The sequence below is a fragment of the Fretibacterium sp. OH1220_COT-178 genome (genome assembly GCF_003860125.1).
Classification (GTDB): Bacteria; Synergistota; Synergistia; order Synergistales; family Aminobacteriaceae; genus CAJPSE01.
In genome coordinates this window covers 1-25,441 of the sequence record NZ_RQYL01000034.1, presented here as the reverse complement: position 1 = coordinate 25,441, position 25,441 = coordinate 1, and the positions used below count along the sequence as shown (strand labels likewise).

Genomic DNA, 25,441 nt, shown 5'->3' with positions numbered 1-25,441 from the left:
GCATCTCCGCCAAATCCATACTGCGAATTCTGAAAGAAAGGAGTATCTCTATCCCCTGCTCCCACAAGACGCCACGCAAACGCCTTCGCAGGGAACGCAGACTTAAGATGGGCGACATGATCCAGATAGATGCCTCACCGTTCGACTGGCTCTCAACCGGCAGCCTCCTCAGCCTCCATGGCGCCATCGACGACGCCACCAGCGCCGTTGTGGCTCTGTGGCTTGAGGAAACGGAGAGGCTGGATGGATACTTCCGGGTCCTGCAGCGTACGTTCATGGAGCATGGGGTGCCGCATGCCGTATACTCCGACGCCCACACCATCTTCTTCTCGCCAAAGGAGGCGGAACTGTCCGCGGAAGAGGAGGATGCCGGGCTGAAACGACCGCTGACCCAGTTCGGCCGTGTCCTGCATACCCTCGGCATCCAGCCCATCAAGGCCTGCTCGCCTCAGGCGAAGGGGCGCATCGAGCGCCTGTGGGGTACGCTGCAAAGACGTCTGCCTGTCGATTTCAGGCTGGCAGGGATTACAACCCTGGAGAAAGCCAACGAGTTCCTTCTGGGATACGCCAGGAAGCTCTCGGAGCAGTTTGGCATCGAGGCTCGGGAGGGGAGTTCTTTCATGCCAGCCCCCTCGTTGGAGGACTTGCGTCTGCTCCTGTGCACACGCGAGACTCGGAGCATGGGCGGAGACTCGACGATCTCATGGCGGGGCAAAAAATGGGCAACGATAGAGACGAGTGGAGAGAAGAAGCTCTTCAGGCGAAACACGAAAGTGGAGGTTCTGACATTGCTCGACAAAAGCGTCGTCCTTTTTTACGACGGCACAGCGTATCCGATGATGGAAATACCGAAAGAGAGGAAGGCAAAGGAGGTCGGGGAGATGAAAAAAGCGGCGGGGTGCAACCCTCCCGCCGCCGTCAAAGGCAAAGCGCACAAACCCGCCGCAGACCATCCATGGCGAAGATATCCCAAGAGGTTCGAGAAGCAGGCAGCAGTCAACGCTGAAAGTGAATTTTCAAACAGCCTCAATGCAACTTGAGCAGGAAGCAAGGGCGGGGGGGATGACTTTTTCTCTGTCCCATTTCACCCTTTCAACCATGACATTTTCTCTGTCCCTTGACACCCAAACGGCTGCATCCCCTCCCTCATTGCGCAAAAAACCTTCAGAAACGGGAAAGGCCCGATCCGCCTCCCCGGGGGCGGATCGGGCCGGGTGCAGACTTCCCCGGAAACTTCCGCTAGCCGCGGCGTCTGCGGACGCGACGAAGCGCCACGGGGAACAGCAGGAGCAGAGACCCCGCACCGGCCCCCACGGAACAGCCGCTCACCAGGTCCTTGATATCGGGCTTGTCGGACCCCTCCTTCCAGAGCGCGCACTCCGAGTTGATCTCCGTCCTCCCCACGACGTCCAGGTCGATGTTTCCGTAGATCTTGACCGTGCCCGACGTGACGGAGGTCAGGGTGACCTGATAGATCAGCCCCTCCCTCGTCTTGACGGCCGGGAGTACGAGCGGGGAGCTCAGGGTGGGCCTCAGCTCCGGCAGCGGGATGGGGACGCGCAGCTCCTCACGGTGGCGCTCCTGCCAGGTCTTGATCCTCACCCGGGTGGAGTCGATGCGGATCCACATGTCGTAGCCGGTCACGCAGCGCCGGTTATCGACCATCCCCGTGCGGATGTCCAGCACGCCATCCAGCCTCAGCTGGAGGCGCAGGCTGTTCCTGTCCCCGTACCCCTCGCCCTGCATCAGCCACCGTCCGGCGATGTCGTAGGAGACGGGCTCCTCCGCCGCGGCGGGGCGCACGGCGACATGCAACGCCGCCACCGCCACAAGCAGGACCAAAAGGACGATCCTGCCGCCCTTACTATGCATCATTTCCGAAAACCTCCCTTTCGAGCGGCCGCTCCCCGTCCTCATCCACGAAGAGCGCGCCGCACACGTAAAACACGATCCCTATTTCTCCAGAACGACCTCCGTCTCGAAGGCGGGCGCATGGTCGATCGTGCTGCGCACCGTGCAGTCCGCCTCGCTCTCCTCGACGACCGCCCGGACCTGATCCAGAGGCGCGTCGGTCCTGATGAAGACCTTCGTTTTGACGCGGTTCAAAGCGGAGATCTTGGCATCGGGCTCCCGGATGCCCTCGACCTCGATCCTCAGGTCCTCATAGGTCAGCCCCTTCTCCTCCATCGTCGCCCGGATGGTCATCCCGAGGCACCCGGCGATCCCCGCCAGGAGGAGATCCACAGGACAGAATCCGACCACGGGCAGGGAGTCGGACTTCATCGTCCGGCTCATCAACAGGCGATGGCGCCCCACGGTGTACTCGAAGGAATACGCGTCGCGCTCCTCCGCCTTCAATTTGAACGTTTTCCCCATATTGGCCATGATAGACAGTTTTCCTTTCCGCGCACAAGCGCCCGCGCCCATGCCGCCTCGCCTGCCGGCGAAACGGACCGCGCCCCAATTTCCGATAAAGACGAAACGATACGACAACACCCGCCCCTCCCAGGGACGAGATTGTTCCCAATTATAACAAAGGGCGGCCCCCGGCTCGGGGACCGCCCTTCATCTTTCCCGCCGTCACCAGGCGCAGACGATGGCGCCCTTGTACTTCTCGTCCACGAACTTGCGCACCGTATCGTTCTGGTAGCACTCGACCAGGGTCTTGAACTCCGGCCTGCCCTCCTCCCCCTCCCGAACGACGATGACGTTGACGTAGGGCGACTTGCTGCTCTCGATGAACAGCGCGTCCTTGGCGGGGATCAGCCCCGATTCGACGGCGTAGTTCGTGGTGATGACCGAGAAGTCCGAGTCCTCGATGGCGCGCACCATCTGGGAGGCCTCCAGCTCCACGAACTTGAACTTGTGCGGGTTCTCCGTGACGTCCAGGACCGTCGGCAGGAGCTCCGCCGCAGGGTCGACCTTGATCAGCCCCTGGTCCTGAAGCAGGAGCAGCGCCCGCCCCCCGTTGCTGGGATCGTTCGGAATCGCGACCGTCATGCCCTCCTTGAGCTCCTCCAGCTTCCCGACGTTTTTGGAGTACGCGCCCATGGGCATCAGGACCGTGTTCCCGATCGGGACCAGCCTGTACCCCCGATCCTTCATCATCGCCTCCAGATAGGGGACGTGCTGGAAGGAATTCACGTCGAGGTCCCCGTCCGCCAGGGCCGCGTTCGGCAGGATGAAGTCCGCGAAGCGCACCAGCTCGACCTCGAGCCCCTTCTCGGCCGCCAGCTTCTGGACCAGCTCGCCGATCTCCTCGTGCGGGCCACCGTCCACCCCCAGCTTGATCTTCGCCGCCTCGGCCGCCCCCGAGGCGAGACAGAGAGCGAACAACAACACCCACAATTTCTTCAACATGACAAAGACCTCCCCACTAAGATAAAGTCGAGCCCGGAATCCTTCACGCCCCCCCTGGACTCCATTGTTCCCTCGTCCTTTCGAGGGCTCACTCCACCAGACCACGGCGACGCAGAATCCCCCGCACCGCCCAATCCCCCACGCTCTGGATGAACTGCACCATCACGATCATCACGACGATCGTCGCCAGCATGACGTCCGGACGGAACCGCTGGTGCCCGAAACGGATGGCCAGATCGCCCAGCCCTCCGCCCCCGACCGCGCCCGCCATGGCCGAGTAGCCGACCAGGTTGACCAGCATCAGGGTGACGCCGCGCAGCAGGCCGGGCACGGCCTCGGGAAACAGGACCTTCATCACGATCCGCATCGGCGACGCGCCCATCGCCTGGGCCGCCTCGACGACCCCGCCGTCCACCTCGTTCAGGGCGCTCTCCACCAGGCGCCCCATGAAGGGCAGCGCCGCCAGCGCCAGGGGCACCACGGCCGCCGTGGTCCCTATGGAGCGCCCCACGATCAACCGGGTCAGCGGGATGATCGCCACCATCAGGATGATGAAGGGCGTGGAGCGCGTGGCGTTGACCACGAAGCCCAGCGTTCGGTTCAGCCAGGGCCGCGGCATCAGCCCCATGGGGGAGGTCGCCGCCAGCACCACGCCGAGGGGGATGCCCCCCAGACAGGCCAGGAGCCCCGAGACGCCGATCATGTAGAGCGTCTCACACGACGCCTGCCACAGGAGTTTCCAGATTGCGGCGGACATAGCCGATCACCTCCAGTCCGAGGTTCAGATTTTTGAGATATTCCATCGCGGCCTCCCGGGTCCCGTTGCCCGTCAGCTCCACGATCAGGGTCCCGTAGGGTACGCCCTGAATGTGGTCGATGGTGCCGTAAAGGATGTTGACGTCCACGTCGAACCTGCGGACCACGCCCGAGATGATCGGCTCCGCCGCCGTGTCGCCCAGGAAGGAGATGCGCAGCAGGAGCCCGCAGTCCTCCTCGGGCTCGCTCAGGAAGTCCAGCGCCGCGAAGTGCTCGGGGATGTCCCGCGTCATCACGCTGGCCACCAGCTCGCGAGTCACCGGTGACCGGGGCACCGTGAAGACCCGGAAGACCGCCCCCGACTCCACGACCAGCCCCCCGTCCAGCACCGCCACCTCCTCGCAGATCTCCTTGATGACGGCCATCTCGTGGGTGATCAGGACGATCGTGAGCTTCAGCTTGCGGTTGATGTCGCGCAAGAGCTCCAGGACCTCCCGCGTCGTCTGGGGGTCCAGCGCCGACGTGGCCTCGTCGCACAACAGGATCTTGGGCTCCGGGGCCAGGGCCCGGGCGATGCCCACGCGCTGCTTCTGGCCGCCGGAGAGCTGAGCGGGGTACGCGTCCCGCTTTTCCCCGAGCCCCACCAGATCCAGCAGCTCGTCGACGCGGCCCGCGATGCGGGAACGGTCCCATCCCGCCAGCTCCAGCGGGAACGCGACGTTCTCCGCCACGCTGCGGGACGACAGCAGGTTGAACCCCTGAAAGATCATCCCGATGCCGCGTCGGGCCCTGCGGAGCTCGTCGGGGGAGAGCGCCGACAGGTCCACGCCGTCCACCGTCACCCGGCCGGACGTCGGACGCTCCAGCAGGTTGATCGTGCGCACCAGGGTGCTCTTGCCCGCCCCGCTGCGCCCGATGACGCCGAAGACGCTGCCCTTGCGGATCGAGAGGTTCACCCCCCTGAGGGCGTGAAACCGCCCCTCCCCCGAGTCGAAGTCCTTACAGACGTTTTCAAGAACAATCAAAATCCCTTCACCTCTCGTCCTTCATCACCGGACATCGCCGGATACGAAAAAGCCCCTCCGCGGAGGAGGGGCTTCACATGACGGGCAGACGTCGTCGCGAGCACCCATCATCTCCCAGGATAATCCTGCAGGAATTGGCACCGTTTTGCTCTCGCAAGGGTTGCCGCGGCTTCACAGGGCCTTTCCCTCCACCGCTCTTGATGACGTTGCAAGTCCTATTCGGTTGTTGGGGTGCATGATACAGGTCGGGGACGCAGCTGTCAAGGCACCGGGGGGCGAATCGCCGCCCCGGCGGCCTTCGGATTCGCCGCGCTCCTAAACGCCGGTATACTTCGTGCCCCTTCCCGTCCCCACCTTTGCGATGACGTTTTTTTCAAGGAGCCTCGGGATGACGCGGAGCAGCTTTGCCTTGTTGTATCCGGTCGTCCCCTCTATCTCGCACGCGTCAGATCCCGATTCTCCGACAGCACGCCCAGCACTCTGCGCTCATCGGCTTTGTACGCCTTTCCCCTGTACAGGTAGGGCTTGTCCAAACCCCTCCCGTACGGTGAGGACGATCAGGTTCTTTGCGGAGTCGAGCTCGAGCGTATAGGGTGGGACAGACCTCAGGCCGTCATCGATCCTGTTTTCGATGTCGAGGCATTCGGCATTGGGGTTTTCGATTCCCGCCGGAGTGCCATCGGCTCACCTCTTCCGTTTCATTGAGGAACGGAATGTCTGTCCAGTGCCGCCGTTATGGCGGCATCGCCGAGGCGCAAATGCAACGCAAAAAAATACGTTGCATTTGCGTTGCAGCAAAAGCTCGAAACGGTTCAAAAAACCGGCGGAACCCTCTCCGGATCGACAGGCTGGTTCATCTTCTGCTCTGTCGGGCGCCGTTCGAGACCGTCCACCAGCGTCCGCAAAGCATTTTTGGAGAGACATTGTGCAACCCCTTTTCATCAGCTATATTTGACGCTGTATTCATTACCGCGTTCTTTGCAACGCGCATGTATCCCGCCTCACATTTCAACAGCGCCTTAACTCTAAAGAGCCATCTTAAATAGATACAATAATTTGATTGGTTGGAGGAGCTATGGAAACGAAGCACTCATATATTGAGAGGATACCTGCAATTTTATGGGGGGCTTTATCAGATAAAGTGTTTTTGTATGTTCATGGGCAGGGTGGCAACAAAGAAGAAGCTGAAAACTTTGCTGAAATTGCCGTAAAATATGGTTATCAAGTGTTGAGTATTGATTTACCGCAACATGGGGAGCGTAAATCCAGTGCGCCTACATTTGAGCCATGGAATGTAATTCCGGAGTTGGTTGGCGTTATGAATCGCATTCATCAAAATTGGAGAAAAGTTTCTCTTTATGCGAACAGTATTGGAGCATGGTTTAGTATGTTGGCATTTGAAAAGATGCAAATAGAAAGGTGTATGTTTGTTTCTCCTGTTGTAGACATGCAGCGTTTAATCCTCAATATGATGCAGTGGGCAAATGTTTCAGAACGGCAACTCCAAAAAGAAAAACTCATACCCACAAATTTTGGACAAACGCTTTCCTGGAAATATTTTATTTTTGCCAAAGAAAATACCATAAAAAACTGGGATGCGCCTACAAGAATTCTTTGTGGCGATAGGGACAGCTTAATTCCCAACTCGGTCGTGTCACAATTTTCTCGGAGGTTTCATTGCGAATTGACTACAATGACGGGCGGGGAACATTGGTTTCATACGCAGGAGCAACTCAAAGTTTTGTATGAGTGGGTAGAACGCGATTTTAAAAAAGGAATTTAAGGAGACATTTGATATCGAAGATTTAAGAACTGCCCAACAGGATATAAAAAACCTCGTCCGACGGCACGGCTTTCATGCGCCCAACAGAATATAGGCAACCCAACGGCGGTTTTGAGATGACCATCAAAGCCGCCGTTTTTTGAAAACAAACTGAAATTGAACCGGCGCCTCCCTGGCGCCGTTTTCCCAAACCGTTCCTGCCGGGTGCTCTTTTTTGCCCGTGCTCCGGGGGGACGCAGAACGACCCTACCGCTCCGCCAGCTCCAAGAGGCCGTTCAGCAGCACGTCGGCCCCCGCCCCGACCTCGTCGAGCGAGGAGAATTCCTCCGGGCAATGGCTGCGGCCGCCCGCGGACGGGCAGAAGATCATCGCGGTGGGGCAGAGCCGGTTCAGGATCTGGGCGTCGTGTCCCGCGCCGCTGGGCATCCGCCGGGTTCGATACCCCAGCGCGCGGGCGTGTCGCTCCACCATCGCGGTCATCTCGGGGAGGAAGACCGCGCCCTCCGCCCGGGACAGGCGCTCCACCGTCACCTCCACGCCGAGGCGATCCGCCTCCGCCCGCACCGTCCGTTCGGCGCGCTCCAGGGCCTCCTCGAAGAGCTCCGGCCGGAACTGTCGGACGTCGACGGTCAGGACGGCCTCGCCCGGCACGATGTTCGCCAGGTTGGGCTTCAGCTCCAGCTGTCCTGCCGTGACGACGGTCCCCTCCCCCAGTTCGAGGGCCAGGCGGTTCAGCGCCACCGAGGCACAGGCGGCGGCGAGGCCGGCGTCGTGCCTTCGGTCCATGGGGAACGCCCCGGCGTGGTTGGCCTGCCCCCGAAACGTGAAGCGCAGCCAGGACAGGGACACGATGCCCTCCACGACGCCGATGGGGGTGCCCTCGTCGCAGAGGACCGGCCCCTGCTCGATGTGGTACTCGAGATACGCGTGAGGCTCCAGCCGATCGGAGCCCACGAAGCCGCTTTGCGCCGCGGCCTCGAGCCAGCTGATCCCGGCCTCGTCGCGCTTCGCCCCGAGCTCCCCGTCCGTCAGAAGCCCCGCCATCGCCCGGCTGCCCGCCAACCCGCCCGCGGCAAAGCGTCCCCCCTCCTCGTCCGAGAAGCTGGCGACCGCGACGGGACGCCGAGTGACGATGCCGGCCTCGTTCATGGCCCGCACCGCCGCCAGGCCCGAGAGCACGCCCAGGGTTCCGTCGAACATCCCGGCCTCCCGCACCGTGTCGATGTGCGATCCGGCCACGACCGGAGCCAAAGTCGGCTCCGTGGCCATTCGGACGCCCCAGAGGTTGGCGTGCGCGTCCGAATGGACCTCGAGCCCCAGCTCCTCCATCCAGCGGACCAGAAGACGCCGGGCCTCCAGGTCCTCGGACGAAAACGCCAGCCGAGTCCGCCCCCTGGCTCCGGCCCCGATGCGCCCCAGGGCCTCCAGATCGCTCCAAAGCCGATTCCTGTTGATGCGAAGCATAAGCTCCCTCCTCCGCTACAATCGCTCGGACTTCTGCCACGATTTCGATTCGCGCCAGCCGGGCTTCCAATACAACCCCCTCAGCCAGCCTCATACGCCGATCCGAGCTCGCGATCTTCCAAAACTCAATCCAGTTCCACGGAGTCGGAGACGAAGCACCCCCACCCTCTGGCGCTGCAAAAGCGCTCAATTTCCTCGGCCATACTCGCGTCCCGAGTGTACTCGAGCAGCCATACCCTCGCCCCCGCCCTCTCCATCCTCTCCAGGTAGGCCATGAAATACCGCTTGTCCGACTCCGGGTTTCTGCCGAAGGTGCCCCTCTCGAAATCCGTCCTCGTGAACACGTTCTCCTGATTGACCCCGGAAAACAGCCCTTCGATGCCGCCGTATTTCTCCAGAACAGCCGTCGCATACTCGTCCCCGCCGTTGATGAGGACCTCCAGCCCATATCCCGAAAGCCGGCGCAACACCTCCGTCAGCCCATCGAAGATCCCGGTTTCTTTTCTGTAGTGATAGACATCGCAGTTGTCGACGAAAAAACCGTCAATCCCCTTCTTCACATATCCCGCAGCCAGCTCGGAGACAATAAAATCCCGCCAGGACGCGGCGGACACGTCGATCCACCATTCTCCGTCCCAATGCTCGTATCTTCCCAATATCAGTCTCTTGAACCTGTCGTAATATGGGCGAAACTCCTCCAGAGAGCCGATGTTCAGATAGCCGTAGACGGTATGCCCCGATGACCTCAGAAACTCGATCTCCTGTTTCCCGAAATTGGCCGGGTCGACAACGAGGGTTTGGGTCCTCAGGACACGCTCACTCCTCAACGCCTCCCCGCCGTTCATCCCGATGAACACGCCGTACGCAGCATCGAAGCTCCGTCCTCGCGCCCCGGCGAGGCAGGCACCGCAAAGAACGAGCAAACTAAAAACGGCGGACGACATCGTTTTCATCATTTTCTTCATTTTTTGCTTCCTCCCGACTCAGGAGGCGGAAGAACGTCAATCTCCAAGCCGAACGGCTCAGGACAACTCATCGCGCCTCGCGGATCAGGGCCAGCATCTCCTCGGCCGACAGACGCACCGCCGCTCCGGAGTCCTCAAGCAGGCTCTCGGCCAGGTCCCGCTTCCAGGCGTGCAGGTCGACGATGCGCTCCTCCACCGTGTTCTTCGCCACGATTCGGTAGACCGTGACCGGCCGCTCCTGGCCGATGCGGTGCGCGCGGTCCGAAGCCTGCTCCTCCACCGCGGGGTTCCACCACGGGTCCATGTGGATGACGTAGTCCGCCGCCGTCAGGTTCAGTCCGGTCCCCCCGGCCCTGAGGCTGATCAAAAAACAGTCCCCCTCCCCGGCCTGAAACGCCGCGACGCGCCGTTGCCGCTCCTCGGGCGGCGTCGCCCCGTCCAGGTACTGGTAGGCAATCCCTCTCCGGTCCAGGCATTCCCGCAACGTTCCAAGGTGACCGACGAACTGGCTGAACACCAGCGCCCTGTGCCCCCCCGACCGCAGTTCCGTCAGGATGTCCAGAAACGCCTCCTGCTTGGCCGAGGGAAGCCGCACCTCGGGGTCCACCAGAGAGGCGTTGCAGCAGGCCCGGCGCAGCTTCATGAGCTCGGCGAAGATCTGGAGCCGCCTGTCCTCCGCTGCGGTCCCGTCGGAGAACGCCTCCGCCGCCGTCCGCCTTAGGGCCTCGTAGAAGGCGAACTCCTCCTCCCGCATCTCCACCCTCAGGGTGATCTCCGTCTTGGCCGGCAGCTCCTCCAGGACCTGCTCCTTGGTCCGGCGCAGGATGAAGGGCTGGATCATACGCCGGAGGCGCGAGCGGGCCTCCCGATCCCCGTCCCGCTCGATGGGGACGGCGAAACGCCGGGTGAAGCTCTCCAGGGACCCGAGGTACTGCGGGTTCAGGAACCGGAAGAGGCTCCACAGCTCGCTCAGCCGGTTTTCGATGGGGGTGCCCGTCGTCGCCACCCGGAAGCCGGCATCCAGCTTCGTCACCGCGCCCGACCGCTTCGTCCCCATGTTCTTGATCGCCTGGGCCTCGTCCAGGACGACGGTGCTCCAACGGACCTCCGCGAGGCGCTCCACCTCGTTCTGAAGGATGCCGTAGCTCGTGACGACCAGGTCCATGGGGGCGAGCTCCGAGAGCAGCCGCTCCCGGTCGCCGTGGCGCAGCTCCCGCACGTTCAGGGTCGGGGCGAAGCGAGCGGCCTCCGCCAGCCAGTTGGAGCAGACCGACGTGGGGGCCACCACCAGGGCCGGGCCATCGCCCCCCCGGGCGACCAGCAGGGCCAGGACCTGGATCGTCTTGCCCAGCCCCATGTCGTCCGCCAGACATGCGCCGGCCCCCCAGTGGGCCAGGCGGGAGAGCCAGGCGAACCCCTCGGCCTGATACCCGCGCAGCTCGCCCCGAAAGGTCGGCGGCAGGGCCGGGACGATCCGTTCCGCCTCCGCGACGCGGTCGAGCAGCGCCCGCCACTCGGGCCCCGCCTCGACGCGCCCCGCCCCCTCGACGAGCTCCGCCGCCAGGCCCGCGGCCAGGGGGGCGACGCGGACCTCGTCCCCCCTCACGTCTCCGAGCGACCCCAGGGCCTCCAGCCTGCGGCGGAACTCCCGGGTCAGGGCCAGGAACTCCCCCTCGCCGATGGGGATGAAGCGCCCCAGCCCGGCCCTCATCCGCTCCAGCAGCGTCCTCATGTCCAGCACGAGGTCCTCCCGGACGCGCAGCTCGCCGGAGATCCCGAACCAGTCCCGCGCCTCGCGCACGGAGACGCTGAGGTGACTTTCCGACGCGACGGCGGCCACCCTCATGCTCTGGCCCTTGGGCCATTCCACCGTCACGGAGTCCCCCAGTTCGCCGAGCTGCACCAGGAACTCCAGGGCGAGCTCCGCGTCGGGCAGCCGCCATTTTTCGTCCGCCGCCTGCTCCCCCTCCACCAGGGCAGGGCACCCCTCCCGAAGGAGCCTCAGCCCCTCCCGCTCGGCCTCCAGGTCGCGCTGCGTCTGCACGCGCCGGCCGTCCTGCGCCCCGAAGAGGTTGATCCCGCCGCGGCCCGGCCGGCAGGGCGTGCTTCCGGGCCCCAGAGGACGCACGACGACGTCCACGTCCAACCCGTCCTGGGCGGGCTGGATCTGCACGCAGAGCCTGCCGTCGGCCTCCACCGTCCGGGCGTCCGTCTCGACCCCCTCGAGATCGGAGTGGATCGTGACGACGGAGGCCAGGCTGCCCAGGGTCTTCAGCAGCGCCTCCCGGGCCGTCTCGGGCACCTTCAGGCCGGACGCCCCCACGATCTGAGCCATTCGGAGGTGACGGTCCTCGAAGCGCGTCACCCGCAGCCGATTGGGGCCGTCCGGGGAGAAGACGAAGGACAGCGCCGCGCTCGGGTCGGGGAAGGGGGAGAGCTTCAGCTCGTACCCATCGCCCGAGTCCCGGACCGAGAGGCGCGGCTCGTCCTGGACCACCTCGACCCGCTCTCCCGTCCCGGCACGCACCAGCAGCGGGTGTCCGGCCAGAGCGCAGAGCGCCTGGGGGACATCCAGGTAGTACTCCGTACCGTAGAAATCCCTCGACTCCCGGATCGCCGACGCGACGCGATGGTCCTGGTCCGTCAGGCACGGGACCGTGTCCGCCTTGCGGTAGAGGCGCTTCAGCGCGACATTGCGCCCCTTGCTCCAGCCCTTTTTCTGAAGCGTCTGCTCCACGGGCGCGACGCTCAGGGCACAGACCCTGCCCCGGGAGACCTTCCAGTCGACCTCCCAGACCAGCCGCTTGTCGCCGCTCGCCCTCCCTCGCGGAGCGGCGCCGCCGATCCCCTGAAGCTCGGAGAGGGACCGCTCCCAGCCGTCCGCCTCCCCCAAAAGGGCCCCCAGCGGATGGGCCAGGCCGGGCCGCTCGCTCTCCTCCCCGTAGATCTCCAGCAGCTCCCGTTTGAAGTAGTGCAGGCCGAGGTCGTCCAGGAGGACGATCACCGTCCGGGCCTCATCGGTCAGCCCATCGTCGGAATCGGGGAGGAACCAATGGAGGAACAGCAAACAGAAGAACGAGAACAGACTTCTGGCATGGCTCGGATTCTCGATGCAGGGCCGACTCAGAAGGGCACTCGCGTCCTCCTCCCCTCCAAGGGACAGCCCCTCCCACAGGCTGGCCGCAATCGGCCTGAAATCGTTCTGTGCCCACTCGAAGGCCAGTTTGACGTAGGCGGCGATCCTCTTTTTCTCCACCCCGGCCTTGAAGAGCAGCACCGGGTAGAGGAAGGACGACCAGGACAGGAACGCCACCGACCGTTTGCCCGTGAGCTTACGGAGCGCCTTCAGCCCCGCCTCGTAGAGTTCCGTCGCCTCGGCCTCGTCGCCGTTCCGAACGAAGGCGATAAACGCCCTGAGGCTGTACGCGTCGGGATCCTCCTGCCCCTCGAGTGCGGCCTGGGCCTCCTCCGTCCTCCCGTGCATGAACAGGCGCTCGGCAAAGCGAAACCGCATTTTGGAGGGGATATCCCTCGCGACGCAGTAGGTGAAGAAGGCGTCCGCCACCCTGCGGTAGGTCTCCGGATCCCGCATCGTGTTGTGGAGAAGCCCGAAGAACACGTGCTCGGCCAGATCCGCAGGCAGGGACATCAGGAGATCCGTATCCAGCGGGTTCGCCAGGATATCCGTAAGGGGATTGTAGGAATGGTCCTCCGCGTAGCAATCCGCCGCGGAGCCGTACCGCCTCCCGAGGAGAGCCTGAAAACGTTCGGCGTCGCCCTCGTAGAACACCCTCCGGAAGGAGCGGTAGAGACGGGACAGGGAGAAGGAATAAGAGTAAGCGGCCTCCTCCCGGGCAAGGCCCATAGTCTGTTCGACGGCATGGTCGAACGGCCGGAACTCCCCGAGGGCCAGGGCCTCCCGGGCGAGGGGCTCCGCCAGCAGACGGTCGAGGTACCAGTACAACGTCTTCCGCTCCTGGACGGCATCGATCAGTCCCGCGTGCCGCCAGCGCTCCAGGAGGGGGGCAATATGGACCTTGGCGCTCCATTGTATCCCCCTGGGCGTGCGGAGCTCCGAGGCGTTCAGGCATTTCGTGAGGTTCGTGACGGCAACGGGAATGTAGACCACGGCCAGAAACCGAAGGAGTTCCCGCTCCGGGTCCGGAAGCGCATCGTATTTCTGCAGGAGTTCGGCTCTCCTTCGTTCGTCGAACAGCATGGCAGACCTCCATGGGGATACGGATTCGAGGACTGGGGCATCCCCAAACTCTTATTATAGAAGATGAGGGGGTACGGGGATAGAGAAAGGGCCGTTCCCGGAGGAAACGACCCCTCTGCCACCGAAAGCCAAACAGCCCTTCATTCCACCCGGGCAACGTCCGTCCAGGACTTGGAGGCGGAACTTTTCAGGACCGCCTCGACGAAGGCCAGGGTGACAGTCCCCTGAAACGAGCAGGGATAATCCCAGCCCGGCCTGTCCCTCTCGCCGCGGATGGCCTTGAACCCGCCCTGGTAGATGTTGGCGAAAGCCCGAACCAGCCCCTCCGGATGCCCTCCGGGAAGGCGGGCCGCCCCCCGGGCGTCCTCGCAGAGACAGGCGCTTCCCTTCCTGTAGATCGTGCTCGTGCCGTCGGGGTTCATGCACTCCAACACGTCGGGGTTTTCCTGATCCCAGAAAAGCCCGCCCCGCGTCCCATAGACTCTAAGCCTGAGGGCGTTGCCCTCCCCCGACGAGACCTGAGAGGCGTGGAGGAGGCCCCGCACGCCGCCGTCAAAGCGGATCAGAACGCTGCCGTTGTCATCCAGAGGATTTCCGGGAATGGCGGAGCCAAGATCCGCGCAGATCTGCTCCGGGACGAGGCCGGTAACGGTGTTAACGAGGTTGATCGCATGTACTCCGACGTCCATCATCGTGCAGGAAGGGCCCGATACATCGGGGTTCAGATGCCATGTCGTAAACGCCTCGGGATTTTCGACGAGCGGGGCGAGCCACCCTTGGGTGTACTCCACCACGACCCGAAGCAGCCTCCCGAGTTCGCCCTCCCGGACCAGATGCCGGGCCTGCTTGACCATGGGATATCCGGTGTAGCCGTGGGTCAGGGCATACAGGAGACCGCGCCGTTTCGCCTCCGCACGGATCGAAAGGGCCTGAGCGAGGGACACCGCCATGGGCTTGTCCGAGAAGACGTGGAATCCCTCCTTCAAAAACGCCATCGACAACTCGTGATGGGGCGCATTGGGAACGGCTATGATCACGAAGTCGACTCGCCGTCCCTCGGGGAGGGCCTTCTCCCCGCGTATCATGCTCTCGCAGTCCGGATAGACGCGGCTGGGGTCCAGCCCCAAAGCGGCCCCTCGGGCCCTGCCCCGCTCGGGGTCCGACGAGAGGACCCCCGCCACGATCTCGGCCTCCCCGTCCAGGGTGGCCGCAGCTCTGTGGGCGTAGCCGATGAAGGAGTTCTCCCCTCCTCCGATGATGCCCCCCAGGAGTTTTCGCACGTCCTTCGCCTCCTTCCCCTCTCCTCGTTCAATCCAGGCCGAGGATCCTTCGGTTCCTCGCCCCGTCCGTATCCCCTCCGGCGAAGTCGTCGAAGGCCTTTTCCGCCGTATCGATCAACAGGGATTCGATGAAGGGCGCCCCCTCCCTTGCCCCCTGCCGAAAATCCTTGATGCAGCACTCCCACTCCAGAACCGCCCAGGAATCGTATCCGACCTCGGTCAGGGCGGAGAAGACCTTTTTGAAGTCCACATCCCCGTCGCCCAGGCTGCGGAAACGCCCGGCCCGTTCCCTCCAGGCCCCGTACCCTCCGTAGACGCCCTGACGCGCCGACGGGGAAAACTCCGCGTCCTTCACGTGAAAAGCCTTGATGCGAGGGGCGTAGGTCCTGATATAACCGATGTAATCCATGCACTGGAGGACGAAGTGAGACGGGTCGTAGAGGATGTTCACGCGTTTGTGATCCCCCGTGGCCTCCAGGAAGCGCTCGAAACTGACGCCGTCGTGCAGGTCCTCGCCCGGATGGATCTCGTAGGCCAGATCGACGCCGTACTCCTCCGCGGCGTCCAGGATGGGGCGCCACAGGCGGGCCAGCTCGGCAAATCCCTCCTCCACCAGCCCCAGGGGTCTCTGCGGCCACGGATAGACAAAGGGCCACAGGAGGGCGCCGCTGAACGTGGGGACAACCCTCAGCCCGAGGTTGGCGGAGGCCTTGATGGCATTGATCATCTTCCAGACCGCCCAACGCTGTCGTTCCCGAGGGCTTCCCCGGACCGAGGGCTCCGCGAACACGTCGAAGAGATCGTCGTAGGCGGGATGAACCGCCACAAGCTGGCCAAAGAGGTGGGTGGCCAGCTCGGTGATCGCCAGCCCGTTGCATCTCTCCCGCAGGTCGTCACAGTACGCGGGCGACGCCGCGGCCAGATCGACGTCGATCAATCCCTTCTCGTTCGCGGGGATCTGGACTCCCCTGTACCCCAACGCCCCCGCCCAGGACGTCAGGCCGCTCAAGCTGTCGAAAGGAGGTTCGGTCCCGTAGCACTGCGCCAGAAAAATCCCCGGCCCCTTGATTGTGCTCATATCTCTTCCCCTTTATGCCCAAAACTGGGATTTGAACAAAAGGCTGCCGTCAACGCTGTACCGGCAGCCCGATCGTCGCACAAAATCCGCTTCTTGGGAGGTTTACTTGCCGAAGTTCAGCTCGTCCTCGACATAGTACTGCTTGACGTTCTCCTTGGTGATCAGCTCCGCCGCCAAGGTGATGCGCACCGGAAGCTTCTTCTGATAGAACCCCTCCAGAACCTGGTTGTTGTGCCCCAGGACCGCCAGGCCGATCGCCGTGGCGATGCAGTCGGGAGGATACGTGACGTTCGCCTTCACCAGGGGGTTGGAGTCCTCCATGATCATCTTGAGGACCTCCTTGTCGGCCGCGCCGCCCAGGAAGATCTTGATGTCCTTCCTTCCGGACTCCTTGTAGGCCTGAAGCGCCCCCTTCATCATGTCGTCGTCGGCCGTATAGACCGCGTCGATCTCGGGATACTTTTGGAGGTAGTTCTCCATCACCGCCAGCGCCTTCTCCGGGTTCCACATCCCCGGCTGGGAATCGAGGACCTCCAGGCCGTATTGAGCAGCGGTCTCCTTGATGGTGTTGACGCGAATCGTGTTGATCTCGCAGGGAATGCCCTCGATAATGACCAGCTTCCCCTTGCCCCCAAGCTGCTCGGCGATCCATTTCGTCCCCTCGCGGGTATAGCCCTCGTCGTCGTTGCTGATGTAGACGTCGTAGACGGGCTTCGTCGTCCCGCGATCCAGCACCACCGTGTAGATGCCCTTTTCATAGACCTTCTCGATCACGGAGGTGAGGGAGGAGTCGAACGGGAAGCAGACCAGGGCGTCGATCTCCTTGATCATCAGGTCCTCGATGTCCGCAGCCTGTTTGGACACGCTGTCCGCGGTCACCACCAGGAACTCCAGCTCCGGGCTCTTCTTCTTCCAGTCCTCGATCGCCTTCTTCACCCACCAGTTCACCCGCCCCATATAGCCGTGGGTCGCGGTAGGAAGCGAGATGCCGATCTTCCCCTTATAATCCTTGGGCTCCGCCGAGGCCGCCCCGCAAAGGGCAAAAACAAGAAAAACGAAAAGCAGCGCACTTACGGCAAACCTTCTCATCATCTTCGAAAGACCTCCTTATTCAGACCCCTTAAAGACGCCGAAACGAGACTTCAAACCCCGCCCCCAGACACCGGAAAACCACGTCCTCGCTGCGCCGCACCCCCTCGTCGTTGAATTCTTTGCCTCCAGCCCCTCACGCCTGCGGCGCGGGCCGGCTCGCAAAGCGCGACACCGTCTCGGGTTCCGCACGCTGCATCCGCACCGGCGGCAGCCCGTTAAGGACCAGCCTCAAGTCGTCCACCACCATCCGGCCGATGGAGGCAAACGCCTGGGGAATCCCTCCCGCCCTGTGGGCCGAGAGGAGCAGGCGCTCGTTCCGCCGCGCGCGATGGTCCCTGCCCAGGGGCTCCTCGGGATAGACGTCGGTGGCGGCGGTGAAGCGCCCCGCCTCCGTGAGGTCGCAGAGCGCCTCGAAATCCACAACCGCGGCACGGCTCATCAACAGGAAGAATGCGTCCTCCCGGATGAGCTCCAGCCGCTCGCGGCTCAGGAACCCCTGATTCTCCCGCGTCACCCCCGCCATGACGAAGATAAAACGGCTCTCCCGCAAAAGCTCCTCCAGGGAGCTCCCCAGGCATCCGTACTCTTCGATGACGGTCCTGGGAAGCCAGGGATCGTAGACGCGGACGGAGCATCGAAAGGGGACGAGAAGATTCAGCAGGGCCCTGCCCAGGTTGCCGAACCCGACGATGCCGACCCGGGAGCCCGACAGCAGCACCGAATCGAGACACCCGGCGGCCAGGTACGTCTCCTCCCCCCGGCGAAACCGGCGGTCCTCCCGGCTGATGCCCCTCGCGAGGTCCAGGGCCATCCCCAGGGCCATCTCCGCAACGGGAAGGGCGTAGGCCAAGCCGCAGTTCAACACGTGAATGCTGTTGCGAAAACAGTATTCATAGTCGATGTTCTGGTAGAAATTGCCCTCCACGTTGCAGATGGCCCTCAGGCCGGGTACGCGCCTCAGGCGTTCTTCGGGCAGAGGGACCTGGCCGATAACGGCAGCGGCATTCTCCAGGGCCGAATCCAGCACCGCGCCGTCGACCTCCCCGTCCCCGAGATAGCGGAGGTCCCCCAGCGCCTCCAGCTCGGCCAGGGTCTCCTCCGAAAAAATGGTGCGGAGACGCTGGGGGTAGGGGGCGACGACAATGACGGGACGCCCGCCCGAACGCGGGGACGTCCCCTGCCCCGCGGGATCCTTTCCGACCATCCGCATCGTCCTCCTCCGGTCCTCGTCCTTTCTACTGTTTTTGCCGCTGTACGTACACCGCCACAATGATCACGAGCCCCTTCACGGTCCCCTGCAGGTAGGGAGAGACCCCCACCATGTTCATCATGTTATTGATGATCCCGAGGATGAGGCCCCCCCACACGGTGCCCCAGATGGTCCCCCGCCCGCCGGACATGGCCGTACCGCCGATGATGACCGCTGCAATGGCGTCCAGCTCGAAGGCGAGCCCCATGTTGGACGTGCTCACCGCGTTGAAGCGGGAGCCCAGCAGCACCGCGGACACCCCAACCAGCGCACCGGTGAGCGTATAGGCATAAAATCGGATTCGATCGACGTCGATGGCGGAGAAAAGGGCAACCCTCTGGTTCGAACCCACCGCGCAGAGGTAGCGCCCATATCGGGTGTTGTTCAGCACGAGATGCAGGACCAGGGCTATCCCCAGGAACACGATCACCGGAACCGGGATGCCCAGGACCGAGCCCATGCCGAAGGACCCGTAAAGGGCGTTTCGGGACTGAATCTCTCCCGCATCCCCAATGTAGAGCGTCAGCGATCGGAAGATGGCCATCGTGCCGAGGGTCACGATAAAGGGAGCGATCCGCCCCCGGGTGATCATCAGACCATTGAAGGCGCCTGCACAGGCCCCGACCGACACCCCGGCGATAATCCCCAGCGCCAGGACCAGCACCTCGCTCTGGAGCATCGGGAGCAGCGCGTTCATGGTGAGGATCACCACGGCCCCCGTGAAGGCCAGGACGGACCCCACGGAGAGGTCGATGCCCGCGGAGATGATGACGAAGGTCATCCCCAGGCCGATTATTCCCGTGTAGGAAACCTGGCGCACGATGTTGACGAGGTTCTGAAGTTTCAGGAAATACGGACTCATGAACGAGGAGAGGACCGTCAAGACGATCAGGGCGATAAACGATGCCTGTCTTCGCAGGGACAGCACATCCGACAATCCGGCAAAGCGCTTCAAATCAGGCTCCCTCCCTTATTCCGGTGGCATGAAACATGATTTCCTCCTCGCAGATGCGATCTCCGTCCAGAACCCCCGTGATCCTGCCGTCCTGCATGACCGCCACCCGATGACACATGCCGATGAGCTCCTCCATCTCGGAGGATATGAGGATGCAGGCGATCCTTCCCCTGACGATGTCGGTAATGAAGCGATACACCTCCTGCTTCGCGGCAATGTCGACCCCACGGGTCGGCTCGTCCGCGATGAGAACGGAGGGTCTCGTGTCGATGGTCTTCGACAGGGAGACCTTTTGCTGATTTCCGCCGCTCAGGTGCTCCAGGGGCGTTCCGAGGGACGGGGCCTTGAGGTTGAAAAGATCCCGATACCGTCCGGCGGCCTCTGTCTCCGCACGCTTGTCCAGCCATCGGAGCCGTGAGGACGAATAGCGGGGCAGCGAGGTCAGGGTCGTGTTGTGAACGACGCTGAAAGAGGTGATGATGCCGCTTCCCTGGCGGTCCTCGGAGAGGTAGGCGAACCCCGCCTCGACGGCATCACGCGGTGTCCGAACCCGCAGGGACTTTCCCCGCAGGAGGATCTCCCCCGCCGAGAGGGGGCGCAGCCCCATGAGAGCCTCCGCTACCTCGGTCCGGCCGGCCCCGACGAGTCCGCCGAAACCGAGGATCTCGCCCTCCCTCAGCGTGAAGCTGACGTCGTGGAGCACACCGGGAACCGAGAGGTTCCGGACCTCCAGCAGAGGCGCAGTCCGGGGCTGCAATTTGGGAGGAAAGATCTGGGAAAGCTCGCGGCCCACCATGCTCTGGGCCATCTCCTCCAGGGAGATCTCCTCCGTGGGGCGGTCCAGGACAAAGCTGCCGTCCCGAAGCACCAGGACACGGTCGCATATCGACTTGATCTCCTTCAGCTTGTGGGAGATGTAGATGATCGTCATCCCCTCGTCCCGCAGCCGGCGCATCCGGTTGAAGAGAATGCCGGTCTCGTGCTGCGTGAGCACCGTGGTGGGCTCGTCCATGATGAGGATGCGGCAACGGAAGGCCAGGGCCTTGCAGATCTCGACCATCTGTTTTTCGGCCGCACTGAGGTCCTCGATCCTCGCCTCGGGCGGGATGGATACGCCGAGGTCCCTCAGAAGCTCGGCGGTCCTTTCCTTCATTCGAGCCTTGTCGAGAAGGCCGTTTTTTTTCAGGAGTTCCGAACCCAGGAAGACGTTGTCGTAGACCGTGAGGTCGTTCACCAGATTGAACTCCTGAGGGATGAGGCTGATGCCCAGTTTTTTGGCATCCATAGGGCTCAGAACATCCGCCTTTTTGCCGTCCAGGTAGATCTCCCCGGAGGTCGGCGAATGGATGCCGCTGAGGATCTTCATTATCGTGGATTTTCCGGCGCCGTTCTCGCCGATGATCCCCAGGATCTCCCCGGAGCACAACCGAAAGGACACATCGTGAAGCACCCTCACGGTGGAGAAATCCTTACAGATTCCGTCGACGCGCAACAATTCGTTTCCGCGGCAATCCATGGACCTTGGACACCCCTCTCCGCCGATGTGGCCAGTGACTCGTCTTCAAAGGACAACAAGGCCATTCTACCTTTTTTGAGTCAAAAATGTAAGGCGCAGAGGGGTCCGAGGGGCCGCACCGCCGGCCCCTTTCCGACGATCCATTCCAAAGTGGTCCCAAAATTCACGTCCCCTGAGCCTATCCGCCCGACGCAAGACAGGTCATCCTGCCGACCTCCTTCACGTAGACCATCCTGACGTCCGTACGGTAGACCGCGCTCAGCAGGTCCTCCCGCAGGATCGCGTCCGTGTCCCCCACCCTCAGGGCTCCGCTGCGGTCGAGCAGGGCCACCGTGTCGTCCAGCATGATCGCGTGGTCCGGCGTGTGCGTGGTCATGATGACCGCGTACCCCTCCGAGGCAAGCCTCCGGATCATCCCGATGACGCGCATCTGGTTCCCGAAGTCGAGCGCGGAGGTCGGCTCGTCCATCATGACGACCTTGGGCCTCTGGACCATGACCCGGGCGATGGAGGCCTGCTGCCGCTCCCCTCCGCTGATCTCCGTACAGGGGCTGCCGGCGAGGTGCGCGATGCCCATGGCGTCGATGGCGGCGTCGGCCATGGCGTAGTCCCGCCTGCCGGGCTTCGCCAGTATCCCGATGTGCGGGGCCCTCCCCATCACGACAAAATCACGCACCGTATAACCGTACACGGAGGCCGGATTCTGCGGGACGTAGCCCACCACCCTGGCGATATCCCGCGCACGCATGCTCCTCTGGGGCCTGCCCTCCAGGACGATCTCGCCCGTGTTCAGCCTCAGGAGGCCGGCAAGGCAGTTGAGGAGCGTCGACTTTCCGGAACCGTTGGGACCGATGACGGAGAGGATCTGGCCCCGTTCGAGGGTCAACGATACGCCGCCGAAGATCTCGTGCCGGCCGTAGGCGAACGACGCGTCCCGGACCTCCAGCACGCTCATCTCACGTTCCTCCTCTGCCGGTACAGCATCCCGATGAAGACGGGGGCCCCGACGAGTCCGGTGAGGATGCTCAGGGGGATCTCCACCCCCGAGAGAGAGCGTGCGGCGGTATCGACGACGATCAGAAACAGGGCCCCCATGAAGGCGACGACCGGCGTCAGCCTCACGCTGTCGGGCCCGACGAGGAGCCTTCCGAAATAGGGGATGACCAGCCCGACCCAGGCGATCGTGCCCGATAGGCAGACCGCGCAGCTCGTCAGCATGGTGGCACAGGCCACGGTGACCCCGCGCACCACCGTGACGTTGACGCCCAGGGAGCGCGCCTCGTCGTCGCCCAGCGAGAGCAGGTTGAACTGCCAGCGCATGGCGAGCAGCACCGCCATGGCAGCGGCCACGCCCGGAACGATCGGGAGCAGTTTCCGAAAGGTCATGTCGGACAGACTCCCCAGCTCCCAATAGGTGATCGAGGGAAGCTGCGTCTCCGCGTCCATGGCGTACTTCAGCATGCCGAGCACGGAGCGCATGACGCCGGACACGATCACCCCCGACAGGACCAGAATGGCGCTCGAATCGCTCCTGAAGAGCCGCGTGATGAGGATCGCGACGGACACGGACAGGACGCCCCCGCAGAGGGCCGTCCCCTGCACGAAGAAGGGCCCCGCGCCGAGAAGGATGGCCGCGGCGGCCCCGACGCAGGCTCCCTGAAAGACCCCGAGCAGCTCGGGGGCGGCGAGCTGGTTCTTGAAAATGCTCTGATAGGTCGCCCCGGAAACCGCAAGGCTGCTCCCGATCAAAAGGGCCGCGGCGATACGGGGCAGTCGGAGCAGGAGGACCACCTTCTCGACGGACGGGTCCCAGGCCGGCTCCATCGGAACCAGCCTGGAGGCCAGGACGCCGAACACATCCCGGACGCCGACGAAATAGCGGCCGGCACAGAGGGCCCCCACCCCCGCCGCCGCGGTGAGCACCGCGAGGACGGCGAGGGGCGGAATCCTCCTGCGGGTCATTGGGGATCGAGCCCCGCGAGCATCCGCCGTGCCCCGTCCTCCGTCATATTGTAGCCATAGAAGGTTTTGTAAAATTTTCGGACCTCCGCGTTCATGTCGACGTCACGGAATTTGTCGGGATGCAGCAGCTGGGCGACCCAGAGGACCTGCAGGGCCTCCTCGCAGCTGTAGCGGCTCCAGAGGAAGGTCCCCACCGGATTGGCGTAGACCCTGCCGTTCTTGACGGCCTTGAGCGACGCCCACTCGGGCGCGGTGCGAATCTGCTCGATGACGGGAGCGGCATTTCGCGTGGCGACGATGATGACGTCGGGGTCGGCGTTCAGGAGCTCCTCCATCGTCACGGTCCCCTGGTTCTTGTCCGTGACGTGGGCGATGGCGTTGATGCCCCCCGCCGCCTCGATCCACTCGGTGCAGATGCTGACGCGTCCGTCGGTCTCGAGGGGGTTCTTGCCCCGAATCTGGTAGACCTTCGGCCGGTCCGCGTCCTTCAAGTCGACGAGCCGTTCCCGGATCTGTCTCAGATTGCCGTCGAAGTAGCGGATGAAGGCCTCGGCCCTCTCCTCCGCGTCCCCGCCAAGGGTCCGGGCCGTGACCCGAACGGTCTCCTTGAGCCCCTCGAAGTCCCGGAAGGTCACGAGCACCGTCGTGATTCCGGCGTCACGCAGGACCTTGGCGTCCTGGGCGCTCGAGGTGATAACCACGTCGGCGTTCGCCTTCAGCACCTCCTCGGTGTTGAAGTTGCCCGACCCCGAGGACAGCGCGTAGGGCCGGACCTCCCGGATCCGGGGATAGACCTCGGCGAACCACGGCAGCTCCTTGACGATCGACGTCGTCCCGACCAGCTTGTCCGCTCCCCCCAGCAGGAGGACGACCTGGTTGTTGGCGTGCCACAGGTCGATGACCGTCCTCACGTCTTGGGGAAGGACGACCTCGGTCCCCCCCATATCCACGACCCTGCGCGTCCCCTCGGCCGCACCGAGCGGAGAGACGCCAAAAAGCGACAGAAGCACACCCAAAACCAACGCCAGCGAAAAAAGACGGACCCGCTTCATCCCAAACACCCCTTCATAAAAATTTGAGAATCCATCCTCCGCTACCCGCCACCCCCGAAGCGCCCTGCGGCGCCCCTCCTCCTGGACGGGCGGCGTTCCACGGAGCCGGTTCTATTGTAATCGTATTTTTTTAAAAAACCATTCGCTTGAATTTGCAATTTAGCCAAGGGCGGGGAACGAAACAGAAAACCTCCGAGAGGTGCGGATCGGACCGCAGTCAAGGGAAAGGTCGCAACGAGAGAAGAAGTCAAAAGAGATGAGGGGACCTGTTTTTAAGCGTTGTTTGGGCTTGATTGAGGCACGTCGCCGTGTGCGCCGTTCGGGACACGGCGGAGAGATCCACCTAAGCGCAGGGACTCGTACCGGCCGGAACCAGGACGCTCTCTGCGAGTACGACGCCAGCCCCGGATTCAAAGAGGCTCTGCCCCGCATCACGCTCTCAAACTATCGCGCCAAGAGTTGGGCCGAGGGGATGACGCGAGGGCAGACCCCGAGCGGGTTTCTCAGCGAGGCCTGACCATTCTGGAAAAGCTAGACCATCTTGAGCAGATCGACAAGCTCTTTCACATTCTCCCTCATAAATGGATACCGCTCGTACACCAGTTTACCCCCTGGCAGTAGTTCGATGAGTTCTTTACCTATATCCAAACATATCTCGGCATCCTCCCTGGCAACCGGAAGCATTCCGTGCGCCACGATTGTATGGTTTCGCCTGTTTCTCAAATTCTCAAGTTTACTCCTGAATTGCTTTTCAAAAGCCTGGAGATCGGTATCGCCGAAAACTTTTTTCAGAATTCCGGAAAATACGCTCAGATCCTGTCTGACGAACTTCATCGTCTTCCAATTTACCGTTTTATCAAAGGAACTCTTTTTCAAACATTCGAGGCTTTTGGCTTTGCTTCTCCCAAGATGGCGTCTGTCAATCCTATGATTGACCCAAAGGCGGTAATACATAATTCCCTCTCGCAGCCGCCAGAAACGAGCCAGGACATCCGCGTAATTCCCGCGTTCAAAGGCCCGTCCCATGTTGAAATAGAGGTCCACGAGGTTATGAATGTTTTCCTCCTCGCTATTCTCCTTGACATGTTCAAGGAAAGACCTCTGTTCCGCCAGGATCTCCCCAAGCCTGGGCAACGAGAGAGTCTTGAGCATGGACTCTATCTTTTCAATCCCTTCAAACGCTTCTTTATACTGCATAAAATCCATTGCCTCGTAGACGGCAAAAGCCTTTCCCAGAAGTTTAGCGATGGTACTACGCTCGGGTAAAAGGGTCAAATCAGCCAAAGAAGCACAATCGTTTATCGCAGCATAAAAATAGCCGCATTTGGCATTTTCCTCCAAACGCGCCAGCAACGATGTCTCTGTGACCAAAGGAGCTTCAATGAGGCGTACGCGTCTGCCCTCGGCATCGGCAAATTGAGGGGCCACACAGTTGTAAAACTGCGGCCGAATCCGAGAGATAGACAGATAGAGCTGGGCGGCTTGCGACATCTGTTGGGTTCCTGAGGAGGTATTGAAATAAAAGGTTCCTCGATATTTAGAGTGGGTAAGGATGAGTTCAAAATTGTCAGAAGTGGTATAATCGAGACATTATGAAAGACATTCAAGTGTTTGAAATCGCGCTTGGTCTGAAAAAGCCGTGGCATATCGAGTCCATAGACCTCGATGCCGATAGAAACCGCCTT

The 25,441-nt window shown here is 62.6% G+C and carries 21 protein-coding genes and 1 riboswitch; of the genes, 3 read left to right on the top strand and 18 right to left on the bottom strand.

The features are described 5' to 3' along the window. A partial coding sequence (locus tag EII26_RS11790) for an ISNCY family transposase (RefSeq protein WP_124889360.1) occupies positions 1 to 1,040 on the top strand: 1,040 nt, incomplete at its 5' end. A 199-nt stretch (positions 1,041 to 1,239) separates the two neighbouring features. On the opposite strand, the gene EII26_RS11785 is transcribed toward EII26_RS11790, so the two are convergent. From EII26_RS11785 to EII26_RS11765, 5 genes are all read right to left on the bottom strand, one after another. Next, positions 1,240 to 1,875 (bottom strand): hypothetical protein, encoded by a 636-nt coding sequence (locus tag EII26_RS11785; RefSeq protein ID WP_124889359.1) that lies wholly within the window; start codon positions 1,873 to 1,875, stop codon positions 1,240 to 1,242. A 78-nt stretch (positions 1,876 to 1,953) separates the two neighbouring features. Next, a complete protein-coding gene (locus EII26_RS11780) occupies positions 1,954 to 2,376 on the bottom strand; it encodes an OsmC family protein (protein WP_158612313.1) in 423 nt (140 codons plus the stop codon). 204 nt (positions 2,377 to 2,580) lie between these two features. Then, positions 2,581 to 3,360, bottom strand: coding sequence for a MetQ/NlpA family ABC transporter substrate-binding protein (locus tag EII26_RS11775; RefSeq protein ID WP_124889357.1), 780 nt, complete (start codon positions 3,358 to 3,360; stop codon positions 2,581 to 2,583). 88 nt (positions 3,361 to 3,448) lie between these two features. Next, the gene (locus EII26_RS11770) at positions 3,449 to 4,117 is read right to left on the bottom strand and encodes a methionine ABC transporter permease (RefSeq protein ID WP_124889356.1); all 669 of its coding nucleotides are present in this window, start codon (positions 4,115 to 4,117) and stop codon (positions 3,449 to 3,451) included. Beyond that, a complete protein-coding gene (locus EII26_RS11765) occupies positions 4,074 to 5,141 on the bottom strand; it encodes a methionine ABC transporter ATP-binding protein (protein ID WP_124889355.1) in 1,068 nt (355 codons plus the stop codon). The genes EII26_RS11770 and EII26_RS11765 overlap by 44 nt, the downstream gene beginning before the upstream one ends. Before the next feature lie 104 nt (positions 5,142 to 5,245). Beyond that, a riboswitch (SAM riboswitch) is annotated at positions 5,246 to 5,348 on the bottom strand. Between the two features lie 868 nt (positions 5,349 to 6,216). Here EII26_RS11765 and EII26_RS11760 point away from each other — a divergent pair. Beyond that, entirely contained in the window at positions 6,217 to 6,924 is a 708-nt protein-coding gene (locus EII26_RS11760) for an alpha/beta hydrolase (RefSeq protein ID WP_124889354.1), read from the top strand. A gap of 246 nt (positions 6,925 to 7,170) precedes the next feature. On the opposite strand, the gene EII26_RS11755 is transcribed toward EII26_RS11760, so the two are convergent. The 12 genes from EII26_RS11755 to EII26_RS11700 all read right to left on the bottom strand — a co-directional run bounded on the left by EII26_RS11755 (position 7,171) and on the right by EII26_RS11700 (position 23,756). Continuing rightward, positions 7,171 to 8,388, bottom strand: a complete 1,218-nt coding sequence (locus EII26_RS11755) for a Zn-dependent hydrolase (RefSeq protein ID WP_124889353.1) — start codon at positions 8,386 to 8,388, stop codon at positions 7,171 to 7,173. A 125-nt stretch (positions 8,389 to 8,513) separates the two neighbouring features. Further along, positions 8,514 to 9,311, bottom strand: a complete 798-nt coding sequence (locus EII26_RS11750; protein ID WP_158612312.1) for an endo alpha-1,4 polygalactosaminidase — start codon at positions 9,309 to 9,311, stop codon at positions 8,514 to 8,516. Positions 9,312 to 9,420: 109 nt separating this feature from the next. After that, entirely contained in the window at positions 9,421 to 13,572 is a 4,152-nt protein-coding gene (locus EII26_RS11745) for a DEAD/DEAH box helicase (protein ID WP_124889351.1), read from the bottom strand. A 140-nt stretch (positions 13,573 to 13,712) separates the two neighbouring features. Then, positions 13,713 to 14,852 (bottom strand): Gfo/Idh/MocA family protein, encoded by a 1,140-nt coding sequence (locus EII26_RS11740; protein WP_124889350.1) that lies wholly within the window; start codon positions 14,850 to 14,852, stop codon positions 13,713 to 13,715. 28 nt (positions 14,853 to 14,880) lie between these two features. Continuing rightward, positions 14,881 to 15,930: a sugar phosphate isomerase/epimerase family protein gene (locus EII26_RS11735; protein ID WP_124889349.1), complete on the bottom strand. Its 1,050-nt coding sequence runs from the start codon at positions 15,928 to 15,930 to the stop codon at positions 14,881 to 14,883. A gap of 102 nt (positions 15,931 to 16,032) precedes the next feature. Beyond that, positions 16,033 to 17,022, bottom strand: coding sequence for a substrate-binding domain-containing protein (locus tag EII26_RS11730; protein WP_199735210.1), 990 nt, complete (start codon positions 17,020 to 17,022; stop codon positions 16,033 to 16,035). A gap of 133 nt (positions 17,023 to 17,155) precedes the next feature. Further along, positions 17,156 to 18,226 carry an NAD(P)-dependent oxidoreductase gene (locus EII26_RS11725; protein WP_124889348.1) on the bottom strand — a complete coding sequence of 357 codons (1,071 nt, stop codon included), beginning with the start codon at positions 18,224 to 18,226 and terminating at the stop codon, positions 17,156 to 17,158. 31 nt (positions 18,227 to 18,257) lie between these two features. After that, the gene (locus EII26_RS11720; protein ID WP_199735208.1) at positions 18,258 to 19,226 is read right to left on the bottom strand and encodes an ABC transporter permease; all 969 of its coding nucleotides are present in this window, start codon (positions 19,224 to 19,226) and stop codon (positions 18,258 to 18,260) included. Between the two features lies 1 nt (position 19,227). Next, positions 19,228 to 20,742 carry a sugar ABC transporter ATP-binding protein gene (locus EII26_RS11715; protein ID WP_124889347.1) on the bottom strand — a complete coding sequence of 505 codons (1,515 nt, stop codon included), beginning with the start codon at positions 20,740 to 20,742 and terminating at the stop codon, positions 19,228 to 19,230. A gap of 178 nt (positions 20,743 to 20,920) precedes the next feature. Continuing rightward, complete coding sequence (locus tag EII26_RS11710) at positions 20,921 to 21,697, bottom strand: ABC transporter ATP-binding protein (RefSeq protein WP_124889346.1); 777 nt, start codon at positions 21,695 to 21,697, stop codon at positions 20,921 to 20,923. Further along, positions 21,694 to 22,704, bottom strand: coding sequence for a FecCD family ABC transporter permease (locus tag EII26_RS11705; protein WP_124889345.1), 1,011 nt, complete (start codon positions 22,702 to 22,704; stop codon positions 21,694 to 21,696). Before EII26_RS11705 ends, EII26_RS11710 begins: the two co-directional genes overlap by 4 nt. Beyond that, entirely contained in the window at positions 22,701 to 23,756 is a 1,056-nt protein-coding gene (locus EII26_RS11700) for an ABC transporter substrate-binding protein (RefSeq protein ID WP_124889344.1), read from the bottom strand. The genes EII26_RS11705 and EII26_RS11700 overlap by 4 nt, the downstream gene beginning before the upstream one ends. A gap of 289 nt (positions 23,757 to 24,045) precedes the next feature. On the opposite strand from EII26_RS11700, the gene EII26_RS11695 reads away from it, so the two are divergent. Then, complete coding sequence (locus EII26_RS11695) at positions 24,046 to 24,273, top strand: hypothetical protein (protein ID WP_124889343.1); 228 nt, start codon at positions 24,046 to 24,048, stop codon at positions 24,271 to 24,273. A 14-nt stretch (positions 24,274 to 24,287) separates the two neighbouring features. On the opposite strand, the gene EII26_RS11690 is transcribed toward EII26_RS11695, so the two are convergent. Continuing rightward, entirely contained in the window at positions 24,288 to 25,247 is a 960-nt protein-coding gene (locus EII26_RS11690) for a hypothetical protein (protein ID WP_158612311.1), read from the bottom strand. Positions 25,248 to 25,441 lie beyond the last annotated feature (194 nt).

What these genes read in the sequence shown, in the direction of transcription:
- EII26_RS11735 (WP_124889349.1), bottom strand. Translation starts at nt 15,930, where the DNA reads ATGAGCACAATCAAGGGGCCGGGGATTTTTCTGGCGCAGTGCTACGGG.
- EII26_RS11755 (WP_124889353.1), bottom strand. Translation starts at nt 8,388, where the DNA reads ATGCTTCGCATCAACAGGAATCGGCTTTGGAGCGATCTGGAGGCCCTG.
- EII26_RS11700 (WP_124889344.1), bottom strand. Translation starts at nt 23,756, where the DNA reads ATGAAGCGGGTCCGTCTTTTTTCGCTGGCGTTGGTTTTGGGTGTGCTT.
- EII26_RS11780 (WP_158612313.1), bottom strand. Translation starts at nt 2,376, where the DNA reads ATGGGGAAAACGTTCAAATTGAAGGCGGAGGAGCGCGACGCGTATTCC.
- EII26_RS11785 (WP_124889359.1), bottom strand. Translation starts at nt 1,875, where the DNA reads ATGATGCATAGTAAGGGCGGCAGGATCGTCCTTTTGGTCCTGCTTGTG.
- EII26_RS11715 (WP_124889347.1), bottom strand. Translation starts at nt 20,742, where the DNA reads ATGGATTGCCGCGGAAACGAATTGTTGCGCGTCGACGGAATCTGTAAG.
- EII26_RS11705 (WP_124889345.1), bottom strand. Translation starts at nt 22,704, where the DNA reads ATGACCCGCAGGAGGATTCCGCCCCTCGCCGTCCTCGCGGTGCTCACC.
- EII26_RS11775 (WP_124889357.1), bottom strand. Translation starts at nt 3,360, where the DNA reads ATGTTGAAGAAATTGTGGGTGTTGTTGTTCGCTCTCTGTCTCGCCTCG.
- EII26_RS11710 (WP_124889346.1), bottom strand. Translation starts at nt 21,697, where the DNA reads ATGAGCGTGCTGGAGGTCCGGGACGCGTCGTTCGCCTACGGCCGGCAC.
- EII26_RS11730 (WP_199735210.1), bottom strand. Translation starts at nt 17,022, where the DNA reads ATGATGAGAAGGTTTGCCGTAAGTGCGCTGCTTTTCGTTTTTCTTGTT.
- EII26_RS11690 (WP_158612311.1), bottom strand. Translation starts at nt 25,247, where the DNA reads ATGTCGCAAGCCGCCCAGCTCTATCTGTCTATCTCTCGGATTCGGCCG.
- EII26_RS11745 (WP_124889351.1), bottom strand. Translation starts at nt 13,572, where the DNA reads ATGCTGTTCGACGAACGAAGGAGAGCCGAACTCCTGCAGAAATACGAT.
- EII26_RS11760 (WP_124889354.1), top strand. Translation starts at nt 6,217, where the DNA reads ATGGAAACGAAGCACTCATATATTGAGAGGATACCTGCAATTTTATGG.
- EII26_RS11770 (WP_124889356.1), bottom strand. Translation starts at nt 4,117, where the DNA reads ATGTCCGCCGCAATCTGGAAACTCCTGTGGCAGGCGTCGTGTGAGACG.
- EII26_RS11725 (WP_124889348.1), bottom strand. Translation starts at nt 18,226, where the DNA reads ATGGTCGGAAAGGATCCCGCGGGGCAGGGGACGTCCCCGCGTTCGGGC.